This is a genomic window from Streptomyces sp. cg36, assembly GCF_041080675.1.
Taxonomy (GTDB): Bacteria; Actinomycetota; Actinomycetes; order Streptomycetales; family Streptomycetaceae; genus Streptomyces.
This window is the reverse complement of record NZ_CP163520.1, coordinates 6167501-6180979: the sequence shown is the minus strand read 5'-3', so window position 1 is coordinate 6180979 and position 13479 is coordinate 6167501. Positions and strand designations below refer to the sequence as shown.

Genomic DNA, 13479 nt, shown 5'->3' with positions numbered 1-13479 from the left:
GGGGGCCGGCGCCTCAGTGCGGGGCGCCCCGCCAGCCGCTCACCGGCAGCGCGAACTTCGCCACCAGCCGGTCCGTGAAGGACGCGTGGTGCAGCCGGGCCAGCCGGACCGGCACGGCACCCCGGCGCACCTCCACCCGCGCCCCCGAGGGCAGCTCCACCGTCCGCCGCCCGTCGCACCACAGCACCCCGTGCGGCGTGTGCGGCTGGACCTCCACCGCCAGCACCGAACTCGGCGACGTCACCAGCGGCTTGGCGAACAGCGCGTGGGCGCTGATCGGCACCATCAGCAGCGCCTCGACCTCGGGCCACACCACCGGCCCGCCCGCCGAGAAGGCGTACGCGGTCGAGCCGGTCGGCGTCGCGCACACGATCCCGTCGCAGCCGAACCCGGTCACCGGCCGCCCGTCGATCTCCAGGACGACCTCCAGCATCCGCTCCGGGGACACCTTCTGCACGGCGGCCTCGTTGAGCGCCCAGTCGGTGTGCACCACGTCGCCGTTGCTGTGCACGACGACGTCGAGCGTCATCCGCTCCTCGACCTCGTAGGAGCGCGTCACGACCCGGTCGACCACCTTGTCCAGGTCGTCGCGCTCCGCCTCGGCGAGGAAGCCGACCCGGCCGAGGTTGACGCCGAGCATCGGCACCCCGGACGCCCGCGCGAACTCGGCGCCGCGCAGCAGCGTCCCGTCCCCGCCGAGCACGATCAGCAGCTCACACCCGTCCAGGCACCGCGGGGTGGCCTCCTTGACGGTCTCCACGGACTCCGGCAGCGGGATGTCGACCGCCTCGGCCTCCAGCACCCGTACGCCGATGCCGGAGCGCACCAGCCCCCGCACCACCAGCTCCGCGCTGCGGATGGCGGCGGGCCGCCCCGTGTGCGCGAGCAGGAAGACGGTCCGTGCCCCGGCGCCCCCGGCGCCGTCCCCACCCGGCGTCTTCGCCGTACTCCCCAATGAACTCAACGAGGTCCCTCCGCCACTGCACGCTCGACGTCAGCCGGATCCAGCGCGGGCGCGCCCGCCCGCAGCCACAGAAAGTATTCGACATTGCCGGACGGCCCGGGCAGCGGGCTGGCGGTGACCCCCAGCACACCGAGTCCGAGGGCCGCGGCCTGCCCGGCCACCGCCCGCACGGTCTCGGCCCGCAGCTCCGGACTGCGCACCACCCCGCCGCTGCCGAGCCGCTCCTTGCCGATCTCGAACTGCGGCTTGACCATCAGCACCAGGTCGGCGTCGGGCGCGCAGCACCGCACCAGCGCGGGCAGCACCAGGCCGAGCGCGATGAACGACAGATCGCCGACCACCAGGCCGACGGGCTCGCCGTCGATCGCCTCCAGCGTCAACTCCCGTACGTTGGTACGGTCCTTGACGGTGACGCGTTCATCGCTCTGCAGGGACCAGGCGAGCTGTCCGTAGCCGACGTCCACGGCCACCACGTGCCCGGCGCCCGAGCGCAGCAGGACGTCCGTGAAGCCACCGGTCGAGGCGCCCGCGTCCAGCGCCCGGCGCCCCTCCACCTCCAGCCCCAGCGGGACGAAGGCGGCCAGTGCCCCGGCCAGCTTGTGGCCGCCGCGCGAGACGTAGTCCGGGTCGCTGTCGTCCTCGGCGACCAGGATCGCGGCGGCGGTCTCGACCTGGGTGGCGGACTTGGTGGCGACGGTCTTGCCGACCGTCACCCGCCCGGCGGCGATCAGCTGCGCGGCGTGCTCACGGGACCGGGCGAGCTTTCGGCGCACCAGCTCGGCGTCGAGACGGCGGCGGGCCACTCCTGCCACGTTCGGTTCAGCTCCTGTTGTCGTACGGATGTGGTGCGGGGGACGGGGCCGGCGGCCCCGGGCGGGCGTCGAGCGCGGTCAGCGTCTCGCGCAGCCCCCGGTGTACATCCTCGTACACCTCGACGTGTCCGTCCGTACCGAGGTGGTCCACGTCGCCCAGCCGCTCCACCAGCGCGTCCACCCGGGCGTCGCCGGTGGCGGCGCGGGGCACCTCCAGGGGCGCCGGACCGGCGGGCTGCGGCTCCGCGGCGGGCGCCGCGCCGGCCTCCGCCGCCTCCGGCATCAAGTCGCTCATGCCACGACGCTACCGCGAAGCCCTGGGGTACGGTCGATCACGATGGCGACCACACAGGAGTGCCGCGCGGCGCTCGACAAGCTTTCCGACAATCTGGCCGGGGCGCGCGGCGACGTGCACGCCGCAGCCGCGCTCGACCGCTCGCTGAGCTGCCACATCACCGATCTGGACGTCACCTTCACCGGCCGCCTCCAGGACGGCCGCATCGAGGTGCGCGACACGCTCCAGGGCCCGCCGCCCGAGCGCGCCCAGATCCGGCTCGCCATGAGCGGCGACGACCTGGTGGCGCTGGTGGCGGGCGAGCTCGACTTCGCCCGCTCCTGGGCCACCGGCCGGGTCCGGCTGGAGGCGGGCTTCCGCGATCTGCTGCGGCTCAGGACGCTGCTGTAGGCACCGCCGCGTCCCGCTGCCGGGCCGCCGGGACCACCAGGGGCGTGCCCGTCTCCGGGTCGTCGATGACCTGGCAGCGCACCCCGAAGACCCGCCGCACCAGCTCCGCCGTGACGATCTTCGCGGGCGGGCCCTCCGCGACGATCTCGCCGTCGCGCATCGCGATCAGATGGGTCGCGTAGCGGGCCGCCTGGTTGAGGTCGTGCAGCACCGCCACCAGGGTGCGGCCCTGCTCCTCGTGGAGCTGTGAGCACAGGTCGAGGACCTCGATCTGGTGCTGGATGTCCAGGAACGTGGTGGGCTCGTCGAGCAGCAGCAGCGGCGTCTGCTGGGCGAGCGCCATCGCGATCCACACCCGCTGGCGCTGGCCGCCCGACAGCTCGTCGACGTACCGCTCCCCCAGCTCGCCCACCCCGGTGGCCGCCATCGACTCCCGGACGATCCGCTCGTCCTCGGACGACCACTGCCGCAGCAGGCCCTGGTGCGGGTAACGGCCGCGCGCCACCAGGTCGGCGACGGTGATCCCGTCCGGGGCGATGGAGGACTGGGGCAGCAGCCCGAGCGTCTTGGCGACCTTCTTGGCGGGCATGGCGTGGATGGTCTGCCCGTCCAGCAGCACCCGTCCCTCGGTCGGCTTCAGCATCCGGGACAGGGCGCGCAGCAGCGTCGACTTGCCGCAGGCGTTCGGGCCGACGATCACCGTGAACGAGTGGTCCGGGATCTGGACCGACAGGTTCTTGGCGATGACCCGCTGGTCGTAGCCGAGGGTCACCGAATCGGCGCTGAGGCGCTGCATGCTCGTACTCCTGGGGGAAGGACCGGATTCCGGACCGGGTTCGGGGAGGTGCGGGCGGCTCATATCCGGCCCGCCTTGCGCTCGGTGACCAGCAGCCACAGCAGATAGATCCCGCCGACCACGCCGGTCACCACGCCCACCGGCAGCTTGCTCTCGCCGAAGAGCCGCTGGGAGGCCCAGTCGGCCACCAGCAGCAGGGTCGCGCCCATGCACGCCGAGGCCATGACGTTGGGTCCGGTGGCCCGGGTCAGCCGGCGGGCCAGCTGCGGGGCGGTGAGCGCGACGAAGGCGATGGGGCCGGCGGCGGCGGTCGCCGCCGCGTTCAGCAGGACGGCGGCCAGCATCAGCACGGTGCGGGTCCGCTGGACGGGCACGCCGAGCGCGTACGCCGCGTCGTCGCCCATCTCCAGCATCCGCAGCGGACGCACGTACACCAGGATCACCGGCACCAGCACCGCGAACAGCGCGAGCAGCGGCCACACCTGGGCCCAGTCGCGTCCGTCGAGCGAGCCGGTCAGCCACACCATGGCCCGGGTCGCGTCGACCAGCTGGGCCTTGGTGAGCAGGTACTGGATGCAGGCGGTGAGCATCGCCGCGGCGCCGATGCCGACGAGGACGAGCCGGTAGCCGTGCACGCCCTTCTTCCAGGCGAGCAGATAGACCGCGACGCCGGTGGCGAGCCCGCCGACCAGGGCGCCGGCCGCGACCTGGGTGGCGCTCCCGCCGAACCAGACGAGCACGACGAGCGCGCCGACCGACGAGCCCTGGCCGAAGCCGATGACGTCCGGACTGCCCAGCGGATTGCGGGAGATGGACTGGAAGACCGTGCCGGAGATCCCGAACGCGGCCCCGACGAGCAGCCCCACCAGGACGCGCGGCAGCCGCAGTTCGTTGATGATGAAGTCCTGCTGGGCGCTGCCGTGCCCGAACAGGGTGCGGATCACGTCGGGGGGCGAGACGGCGAAGTCGCCGCTGCCGACCAGGACCACCCCGGCGGCGAGCGCCGCGGCCAGCAGGCCGGCCACCACGACCAGCGAACGGGTGTCGGCCCGGAACGAGTAACCCCCGGGCGTGCGCAGTGCCTTCACAGCTGGGCCATCCTCTTGCGGCGGACGAGAAAGATGAAGACGGGCCCGCCCAGGAGCGCGGTGACGATGCCGACCTGGAGCTCGGACGGCCGGGTGATCACCCGGCCCACGACGTCGGAGCCGAGCAGCAGCACGGGCGACAGCACACACGCGTACGCCAGCATCCAGCGCATGTCGGGCCCGGTGAGGGCCCGGACGATGTGCGGGACCATCAGACCGACGAAGACGATCGGCCCGCACGCGGCGGTCGCGGCCCCGCACAGCAGGGTGACGGTCACCATCGACAGGACGCGGGTACGGGTGAGGTGGGCGCCCAGCGCGCGGGCGGTGTCGTCGCCGAGCGCCATCGCGTTGAGCGGCCGGGCGATCAGCGCGGCGAGCACCAGTCCGGCCACCACGAACGGCGCGATCTCGGTGACGGTGTCGGAGTTGGCGGAGGCGAGCGAGCCGACCGACCAGAACCGCAGCCGGTCGAGCGCGGCCGAGTCCATCAGCTGCACGGCGCTGATGTAGCCGTAGAGCGCGGCCGAGACGGCCGTCCCGGCGAGCGCGAGCCGGACCGGGGTGGCGGCCCGGCTGCCGCCGAGCACGTACACCAGCGCGGAGACGACGGCGGCGCCGCCGAAGGCGAACCACACGTAGCCGGTGAGGCTGGTGACGCCGAAGAAGCTGATCGCGGAGACCACGGCGGCGGACGCGCCCGCGCTGACGCCGAGGACGCCGGGTTCGGCGAGCGGATTGCGGGTGAGCGCCTGCATCACGGCACCGGAGACACCGAGCGCGGCCCCGACGAGCACCCCGAGCAGGGTGCGCGGGACGCGGGTGTCGTGGACGATGACGTCGTTGGCGGTGCCGGAGTAGTGGAACAGCCCGTGCCAGACGTCCGCGAGCGGCATCTGTTTCGCGCCGACGGCGACGCTCGCGACGGCCACGAGCGCGAGCACGCCGACAGCTGCGAACAGTCCGGCGGCGCGCAGGGCGTTCCGCCGGGTGGTCGGGGGCGCGGGCGAGGTCGCCGCGCTCGGCTTGGGAGGGCTGTCTACCAACACGCAAGTTAGGTTAGCCTACCCTGCCAATCCCCTGGCAGGGGCGTTGCCCACCCCGTTCCCGGGGCCGCCCGGACCCTGGGGCCGGGCGGCGGCTCCATGGCCCGCACGCGGCGCCCCGGGCCCGAGCCCCGAGCGCCGCACCCCGGGCGGCCCTGCGCACGGCATCGCGGGGCCCGGCTCCGGGCGCCTCCTCGTCCGGCTATCGGGCCCCCGGCCCCGCACCCCGGGCGGCCCCTCATCCCGGGCCCGCCCCCAAGCGCCGCGACCCGGGCGGCCCCGCGCCCCGCGCCGGTGGCCGGACCCGGGCGTGACGACAGCCCCTAGAGCCCCAGCCGCCCCAGCACCTTCCCCGCGTCCAGCTCGCACACGCCCTCGCCCGCGTACGTCCACGCCGCCGCGCACAGCGCCCGCAGCCCGTCCAGTGGCTCGCCCTCGCCGTCCAGGACCAGCCCCTCGTCCCGCACCGACGCCGTCCACCCGCCGCACCCGAACTCACCGTCGTTTTCAGCCACTTCCGGCTGGCCGGTCAGCATCCCGCGCAGATCCGCGTCCACGAACGTCGGCCGGTGCTCCGGCCGGGCCGCCAGCAGCTGGGCACCGTCGGTCACCCCGGTGAGCACCAGCAGCGAGTCCACCTCGCCGTTGAACGCCCCCTCGATGTCCGTGTCCAGCCGGTCCCCCACCACCAGCGGCCTGCGCGCGCCCGTCCGCAGGATCGTCTCCCGGTGCATCGGGGGCAGCGGCTTCCCCGCCACCTGCGGCTCCGCGCCGGTCGCGATCCGCACCACCTCCACCGCCGCCCCGTTGCCCGGCGCGATCCCGCGCCCGCTCGGGATCGTCAGATCGGTGTTGGACGCGAACCACGGCACCCCGGCCGAAACCGCGTACGACGCCTCGGCGAACCGGCCCCACGCCAGCTCCGGCCCGCCGTACCCCTGCGCCACCGCCGCCGGGCCGTCCTCGGCCGACTCCACCGGCACCAGCCCGCGCTCGCGCAGCGCCACCCGCAGCCCCTCGCCACCGATCACCAGCACCCGCGCCCCCTCCGGCACCTGCTCGGAGATCAGCCGCGCCACCGCCTGCGCCGAGGTGATCACATCGCCCGGCTCGGCCGGCACCCCCAGCTCGGTGAGGTGCGCCGCCACCGCGTCCGGCGTCCGCAGCGCGTTGTTGGTGACGTACGCGAGGTGCATCCCGCCCTCGCGCGCGGTGCCCAGCGAGTCCACCGCGTGCCCGATCGCCTCACCACCCGCGTACACCACCCCGTCGAGATCCAGCAGAGCCGTGTCGTACACCTCGCTCAGCGCCCGCGCGCTGCCGCTCGGCCGGGTCCTGCTCGGCTGGCTCATCCTCATCCACTCCTCGCTCGATGCTCTCCCCCGATCATCGCGCATGCCCGCACCCCACTTACCATGCACCAATGACCACAACAGGGCGTGCGGACGACGGGCTGCGCCTGATCCCCTTCCGAGGGCTGCGCTACGTACCGGAGCGCGTCGGCAGCCTCGCGGCGGTGACCTCGCCGCCGTACGACGTGGTGGTGCGCCCCGACGGGCTCCTCCACCTGGAGTCGGCCGACCCGTACAACATCGTCCGGCTGATCCTCCCGCAGGCCGCCACCCCCGCGGCCCGCCACCAGCAGGCCGCGCTCACCCTCGACGACTGGCTCTCGGAGGGCGTCCTCGCCCCCGACCCGGAGCCCGCGCTCTACGTGTACGAGCAGCACGAACAGCGCGGCGCCGGCCTGCTCCAGCGCGGCCTGATCGGCGCCCTGGCCCTCTCGGAGCCCGCCGAGGGCGTGGTGCTGCCGCACGAGGACGTGATGCCGCACGTCGTCGAGGACCGCGCCGACCTGATGCGGACCACGGCGGCCCACTTCGAGCCGCTGCTGCTGACCTACCACGGCGACACGGGCACCAACGGCAGTACGCCGAGGGGCGCGGGCGCGGTCATCGAGCGCACCGTCCGCCGCGAGCCGCTCCTGTCGACGACCACCGAGGACGGTTACAGCCACCGGCTGTGGGCGGTCACCGACCCCGCCGACCTCGCCGAGATCCAGGCGGACCTGACCCACCACCAGGCCGTCATCGCCGACGGCCACCACCGCTGGGCCACCTATCTGCGGCTGCGCTCCGAACAGTCCGCCCCCGGCCCCTGGGACTTCGGCCTGGTGCTGCTCGTCGACACCGCCCGCTATCCGCTCCGGGTCCGCGCGATCCACCGTCTGCTGCACCGGCTTCCGGTCAGCGACGCCCTCGCCGCTGTGGCCGAAACCCATGCCTTCCGCGTCCGCTCGCTGGCGGTGCCGCTGCCCGACGCACTGGACGCGCTGGCGGAGGCGAGCGAGACGGGCAACGCCTTCCTGCTGGCGGGCGACGGCCGCTTCCACCTCCTGGACCGCCCCGACGAGGGCCTCCTCGCCCGGACGATCCGCACGGACCGCCCCCCGGCCTGGCGGCGCCTGGACGCCACCGTGCTGCACTCCACGCTCCTGGACCACGTCTGGCGGATCCCGGACGCGCCCGAGGACATCATGTACATCCACGACACGGCAGCCGCCGTGGAGCAGGCCGAACGGCGCGGCGGCACGGCGGTGCTCATGCACCCCGTACGCGAGGACGTCGTCCGCGACCTCGCCCGTCAGGGCGTCACCATGCCCCGCAAATCGACGTCGTTCGGCCCCAAGCCCGCCACCGGCCTGGTCCTGCGCAGCCTGGCGGTGTCCTGACCAACGGCCCCGGGCCTGACACGGACGTGGTCCCGGCGACGCCCCGGACATGAAGAAGGGCGGTACCCCGGCCGGGGTACCGCCCTTCTCGTCACTCACTCACGGCTCACGCCTTGTCGGCCCGGCCCTTGGCGTCCTCGTCGTCGACATCGACGTCGGCGTCGTCGAAGGCGTCCACGTCCGCACGCTCGTCGTCCGCGTCGGGCGCGTCCTCCGGCTCGTCGGCGGCGTCCTCGGCGTCCCGCTCGTCGGCGAGGTCGGCGTCCTCGTCACCCTCCTCGTCGAGGGCGTCCACGAAGTCCACGCCGTCCATCTCGGCCAGCCGGTCCGACGCGTCGGTCGCGCCGTCCTTGTCGGACTCCAGCGCCTTGGCGAACCACTCGCGCGCCTCGTCCTCGCGACCGGCGGCGAGCAGCGCGTCGGCGTACGCGTACCGCAGACGCGGGGTCCACGGCTGTACCGAGTTGGAGGCCAGCTCCGGGCTCTGCAGGGTCACGATGGCGGCGTCCAGCTGCCCCATGTCCCGCCGCGCACCGGCCGCGACCAGGCGCATCTCGACCTGGCCCGCCTTGTCGAGCTTCTGCACCTCGGGCGCGCCGGCCATCTCCAGCGCCCGCTCCGGCCGGCCGAGGCCGCGCTCGCAGTCGGCCATGACGGGCCACAGCTCGACGCGCCCGGTCATCCGGCGCGCGGCACGGAACTCGGCCAGCGCCTCGGAGTACTTCTGCGTCGCGTACGCGGCGAACCCGGCCGCCTCGCGGACCGCCGCCACACGGGAGGCGAGCCGCAGCGCGATGCGCGAGTACGCGTACGCCTGCTCGGGCTCCTCGTCGATCAGCCGGGCCACCATGACCAGGTTCTGGGCTACGTCCTCGGCGAGGGTCTTGGGCAGGCTCAGCAGCTCCTGGTGCACGTCCTCGTCGATCTCGTTGCCCGTGACGTCCTCGTCGATCGGCAGGCGCCGGATCGGCTCGCGGTCGCGGTCGCGCTCACGGCGGTCGTCGCCGCCGCGGAACCCACCGCGGTCGCCGCGGTCACCGCGGTCGTCACGGCCGCGGTAGCCGCCCCGGTCGTCGTCGCGGCGCGGGCCACGGTCGTCACGGCGGAAGCCACCGCGGTCGTCGCGCCGGTCGTCACGACGGAAGGAACCACCACGGTCGTCATCGCGACGGGGACCACGGTCGCCCCGGTCGTCGCGGCGGAAGGAACCACCACGGTCGTCGTCACGGCGCGGGCCACGGTCGTCACGGAAGCTGGGACGGTCGTCGCGACGGAAGCCGCCGCCGGTGCCGCCACCTCGGTTGTCGTCACGACGGCCGTAGCCACCGCCACCGGTGGGACGGCCACCACGGTCATCACGGTCGTCACGACGGAAGGAACCACCACGGTCGTCATCGCGACGCGGGCCACGGTCGTCACGGCGGTCGTCACGGAAGCTCGGGCGGTCGTCACGGCGGAAGCCGCCACCCGAGCCGCCACCACGGTTGTCATCGCGGCGGCCGTAGCCGCCACCGCCGGAGGGACGGCCACCACGGTCATCACGGCGGTCGCCCCGGTCGTCGCGGCGGAAGGAACCACCACGGTCGTCGTCACGACGGGGACCACGGTCATCGCGGCGGTCGTCACGGAAGCTGGGACGGTCGTCGCGACGGAAGCCGCCGCCGGTGCTGCCACCACGGTTGTCGTCACGACGGCCGTAGCCGCCACCGCCGGAGGGACGGCCACCACGGTCATCACGGTCGTCACGACGGAAGGACGGACGGGCATCGTCACGACGGGGCGCGCGGTCGTCGCGGCGGAAGCCGCCACCCGAGCCGCCACCACGGTTGTCGTCACGACGGCCGAAGCCACCCCGGTCGTCGTCGCGACGCGGGGCACGGTCGTCGCGGCGGAAGCCGCCACCGGTGCCGCCACCACGGTTGTCATCGCGGCGGCCGTAGCCACCACCGCCAGTGGGACGGCCACCACGGTCATCACGGCGGTCGCCCCGGTCGTCGCGGCGGAAGGAACCACCACGGTCGTCGTCACGACGGGGACCACGGTCATCGCGGAAGCTGGGGCGGTCGTCACGGCGGAAGCCACCGCCGGTGCTGCCACCACGGTTGTCGTCACGACGGCCATAGCCGCCGCCACCGGAGGGACGGCCACCACGGTCATCACGGTCGTCACGACGGAAGGACGGACGGTCGTCGTCGCGACGGGGGGCACGGTCGTCGCGGCGGAAGCCGCCACCCGAGCCGCCACCACGGTTGTCATCGCGGCGGCCGTAGCCGCCACCGGACGGACGACCGCCACGGTCGTCGCGACCGCCTCGGTAGCCGCCCCTGTCACCGCCGTCACGGCTGCGCCACTCGCGCTGCGGACGGTCCTCGGGAGAGTTGGTGGACATTGGTGCGACTCCTGTCTTCGGGTACTGCGGTCATTCTCGCGCAGTCGGCGGCCCGACGCGCTTCGGGAAATTGAATCAAAAACAAAAAAGGACCCTTGGTCCCAGCGTGAACGCTGGGACCAAGGGTCCTTTGAAAGATTGTTCGGCGGCGTCCTACTCTCCCACAGGGTCCCCCCTGCAGTACCATCGGCGCTGAAAGGCTTAGCTTCCGGGTTCGGAATGTAACCGGGCGTTTCCCTAACGCTATGACCACCGAAACCCTATCGGTTTCGAGCGAACAAGCACACTTTTCAATTAAGTGGGTTCTGCTCAACCAGCAACTGTTCGTTGCTTCAGAACTAACACAGTGGACGCGAGCAACTGAGGACAAGCCCTCGGCCTATTAGTACCGGTCAGCTCCACACCTTACGGTGCTTCCACATCCGGCCTATCAACCCAGTCGTCTACTGGGAGCCTTACCCACTCGAAGGTGGTGGGAGTCCTCATCTCGAAGCAGGCTTCCCGCTTAGATGCTTTCAGCGGTTATCCTTTCCGAACGTAGCCAACCAGCCATGCCCTTGGCAGGACAACTGGCACACCAGAGGTTCGTCCGTCCCGGTCCTCTCGTACTAGGGACAGCCCTTCTCAAGACTCCTACGCGCACAGCGGATAGGGACCGAACTGTCTCACGACGTTCTAAACCCAGCTCGCGTACCGCTTTAATGGGCGAACAGCCCAACCCTTGGGACCGACTCCAGCCCCAGGATGCGACGAGCCGACATCGAGGTGCCAAACCATCCCGTCGATATGGACTCTTGGGGAAGATCAGCCTGTTATCCCCGGGGTACCTTTTATCCGTTGAGCGACGGCGCTTCCACAAGCCACCGCCGGATCACTAGTCCCGACTTTCGTCCCTGCTCGACCCGTCGGTCTCACAGTCAAGCTCCCTTGTGCACTTACACTCAACACCTGATTGCCAACCAGGCTGAGGGAACCTTTGGGCGCCTCCGTTACTCTTTAGGAGGCAACCGCCCCAGTTAAACTACCCATCAGACACTGTCCCTGATCCGGATCACGGACCGAGGTTAGACATCCAGCACGACCAGAGTGGTATTTCAACGGCGACTCCACCTGTACTGGCGTACAAGCTTCACAGTCTCCCACCTATCCTACACAAGCCGAACCGAACACCAATATCAAACTGTAGTAAAGGTCCCGGGGTCTTTCCGTCCTGCTGCGCGAAACGAGCATCTTTACTCGTAGTGCAATTTCACCGGGCCTATGGTTGAGACAGTCGAGAAGTCGTTCGCCATTCGTGCAGGTCGGAACTTACCCGACAAGGAATTTCGCTACCTTAGGATGGTTATAGTTACCACCGCCGTTTACTGGCGCTTAAGTTCTCAGCTTCGCCTGGACGAATCCAAGCTAACCGGTCCCCTTAACGTTCCAGCACCGGGCAGGCGTCAGTCCGTATACATCGCCTTACGGCTTCGCACGGACCTGTGTTTTTAGTAAACAGTCGCTTCTCGCTGGTCTCTGCGGCCACCCCCAGCTCACCGAGTAAATCGGATCACCAGTGATGGCCCCCTTCTCCCGAAGTTACGGGGGCATTTTGCCGAGTTCCTTAACCATAGTTCACCCGAACGCCTCGGTATTCTCTACCTGACCACCTGAGTCGGTTTAGGGTACGGGCCGCCATGAAACTCGCTAGAGGCTTTTCTCGACAGCATAGGATCATCCACTTCACCACAATCGGCTCGGCATCAGGTCTCAGCCTTAACGTGTGACGGATTTGCCTACCACACGCCTACACCCTTACCCCGGGACAACCACCGCCCGGGCTGGACTACCTTCCTGCGTCACCCCATCGCTTACCTACTACAAGTCTGGTTCGTCGGCTCCACCACTCCCCTTTGCCCGAAGGCTCCAGGGCGGCTTCACGGACTTAGCATCGCCTGATTCGATATTGGGCGTTTCAAAGCGGGTACCGGAATATCAACCGGTTGTCCATCGACTACGCCTGTCGGCCTCGCCTTAGGTCCCGACTTACCCTGGGCAGATCAGCTTGACCCAGGAACCCTTAGTCAATCGGCGCACACGTTTCTCACGTGTGTATCGCTACTCATGCCTGCATTCTCACTCGTGAACCGTCCACAACTCGCTTCCGCGGCTGCTTCACCCGGCACACGACGCTCCCCTACCCATCAACGCGGGCGTTGGCCCTTCATGCGTCAATGACACGACTTCGGCGGTACGCTTGAGCCCCGCTACATTGTCGGCGCGGAATCACTTGACCAGTGAGCTATTACGCACTCTTTCAAGGGTGGCTGCTTCTAAGCCAACCTCCTGGTTGTCTCTGCGACTCCACATCCTTTCCCACTTAGCGTACGCTTAGGGGCCTTAGTCGATGCTCTGGGCTGTTTCCCTCTCGACCATGGAGCTTATCCCCCACAGTCTCACTGCCGCGCTCTCACTTACCGGCATTCGGAGTTTGGCTAAGGTCAGTAACCCGGTAGGGCCCATCGCCTATCCAGTGCTCTACCTCCGGCAAGAAACACACGACGCTGCACCTAAATGCATTTCGGGGAGAACCAGCTATCACGGAGTTTGATTGGCCTTTCACCCCTAACCACAGGTCATCCCCCAGGTTTTCAACCCTGGTGGGTTCGGTCCTCCACGAAGTCTTACCTCCGCTTCAACCTGCCCATGGCTAGATCACTCCGCTTCGGGTCTAGAGCGTGCAACTCAAACGCCCTGTTCGGACTCGCTTTCGCTACGGCTTCCCCACACGGGTTAACCTCGCTACACACCGCTAACTCGCAGGCTCATTCTTCAAAAGGCACGCAGTCACGACGCACTGAGTAAACTCAATGCGCGACGCTCCCACGGCTTGTAGGCACACGGTTTCAGGTACTATTTCACTCCGCTCCCGCGGTACTTTTCACCATTCCCTCACGGTACTATCCGCTATCGGTCACCAGGGAATATT

General features: G+C 70.2%; 11 protein-coding genes and 2 rRNA genes (1 of these 13 running past the window's edge). 2 read left to right on the top strand and 11 right to left on the bottom strand.

Going from position 1 to position 13479, the window contains the following annotated elements:
* Nucleotides 1-13 precede the first annotated feature (13 nt).
* Genes AB5J87_RS27335 through AB5J87_RS27325 form a run of 3 tightly spaced genes read right to left on the bottom strand, consistent with a single transcriptional unit; the run spans nt 14 to nt 2071 of the window.
* Nucleotides 14-955 carry an NAD kinase gene (locus tag AB5J87_RS27335; protein WP_369383687.1) on the bottom strand — a complete coding sequence of 314 codons (942 nt, stop codon included), beginning with the start codon at nt 953-955 and terminating at the stop codon, nt 14-16.
* Between the two features lie 5 nt (nt 956-960).
* A complete protein-coding gene (locus AB5J87_RS27330; protein WP_369380195.1) occupies nt 961-1776 on the bottom strand; it encodes a TlyA family RNA methyltransferase in 816 nt (271 codons plus the stop codon).
* Between the two features lie 7 nt (nt 1777-1783).
* Complete coding sequence (locus AB5J87_RS27325) at nt 1784-2071, bottom strand: hypothetical protein (protein WP_369380194.1); 288 nt, start codon at nt 2069-2071, stop codon at nt 1784-1786.
* 42 nt (nt 2072-2113) lie between these two features.
* Here AB5J87_RS27325 and AB5J87_RS27320 point away from each other — a divergent pair, with 42 nt between their 5' ends.
* The gene (locus AB5J87_RS27320; RefSeq protein WP_369380193.1) at nt 2114-2461 is read left to right on the top strand and encodes an SCP2 sterol-binding domain-containing protein; all 348 of its coding nucleotides are present in this window, start codon (nt 2114-2116) and stop codon (nt 2459-2461) included.
* Here the strand turns inward: AB5J87_RS27320 and AB5J87_RS27315 are convergent.
* The 4 genes from AB5J87_RS27315 to AB5J87_RS27300 all read right to left on the bottom strand — a co-directional run bounded on the left by AB5J87_RS27315 (nt 2445) and on the right by AB5J87_RS27300 (nt 6743).
* Nucleotides 2445-3257 carry an ABC transporter ATP-binding protein gene (locus AB5J87_RS27315; protein ID WP_369380192.1) on the bottom strand — a complete coding sequence of 271 codons (813 nt, stop codon included), beginning with the start codon at nt 3255-3257 and terminating at the stop codon, nt 2445-2447. The two genes, AB5J87_RS27320 and AB5J87_RS27315, sit on opposite strands and share 17 nt — an antisense overlap.
* A gap of 59 nt (nt 3258-3316) precedes the next feature.
* Nucleotides 3317-4345 (bottom strand): FecCD family ABC transporter permease, encoded by a 1029-nt coding sequence (locus AB5J87_RS27310; protein ID WP_369380190.1) that lies wholly within the window; start codon nt 4343-4345, stop codon nt 3317-3319.
* Entirely contained in the window at nt 4342-5394 is a 1053-nt protein-coding gene (locus AB5J87_RS27305) for a FecCD family ABC transporter permease (RefSeq protein WP_369380188.1), read from the bottom strand. Before AB5J87_RS27305 ends, AB5J87_RS27310 begins: the two co-directional genes overlap by 4 nt.
* A gap of 320 nt (nt 5395-5714) precedes the next feature.
* Complete coding sequence (locus tag AB5J87_RS27300) at nt 5715-6743, bottom strand: HAD hydrolase-like protein (RefSeq protein WP_369380186.1); 1029 nt, start codon at nt 6741-6743, stop codon at nt 5715-5717.
* A gap of 71 nt (nt 6744-6814) precedes the next feature.
* On the opposite strand from AB5J87_RS27300, the gene AB5J87_RS27295 reads away from it, so the two are divergent.
* Nucleotides 6815-8122, top strand: a complete 1308-nt coding sequence (locus tag AB5J87_RS27295) for a DUF1015 family protein (RefSeq protein ID WP_369380183.1) — start codon at nt 6815-6817, stop codon at nt 8120-8122.
* A gap of 106 nt (nt 8123-8228) precedes the next feature.
* On the opposite strand, the gene AB5J87_RS27290 is transcribed toward AB5J87_RS27295, so the two are convergent.
* From AB5J87_RS27290 to AB5J87_RS27275, 4 genes are all read right to left on the bottom strand, one after another.
* Nucleotides 8229-9035: a tetratricopeptide repeat protein gene (locus AB5J87_RS27290; RefSeq protein WP_369380182.1), complete on the bottom strand. Its 807-nt coding sequence runs from the start codon at nt 9033-9035 to the stop codon at nt 8229-8231.
* A complete protein-coding gene (locus AB5J87_RS27285; RefSeq protein WP_369380181.1) occupies nt 9017-10462 on the bottom strand; it encodes a hypothetical protein in 1446 nt (481 codons plus the stop codon). The genes AB5J87_RS27290 and AB5J87_RS27285 overlap by 19 nt, the downstream gene beginning before the upstream one ends.
* Nucleotides 10463-10651: 189 nt before the next feature.
* A 5S ribosomal RNA gene (rrf, locus tag AB5J87_RS27280) occupies nt 10652-10768 on the bottom strand.
* Nucleotides 10769-10873: 105 nt separating this feature from the next.
* Nucleotides 10874-13479, bottom strand: a 23S ribosomal RNA gene (locus tag AB5J87_RS27275); it runs 516 nt beyond the window's last position.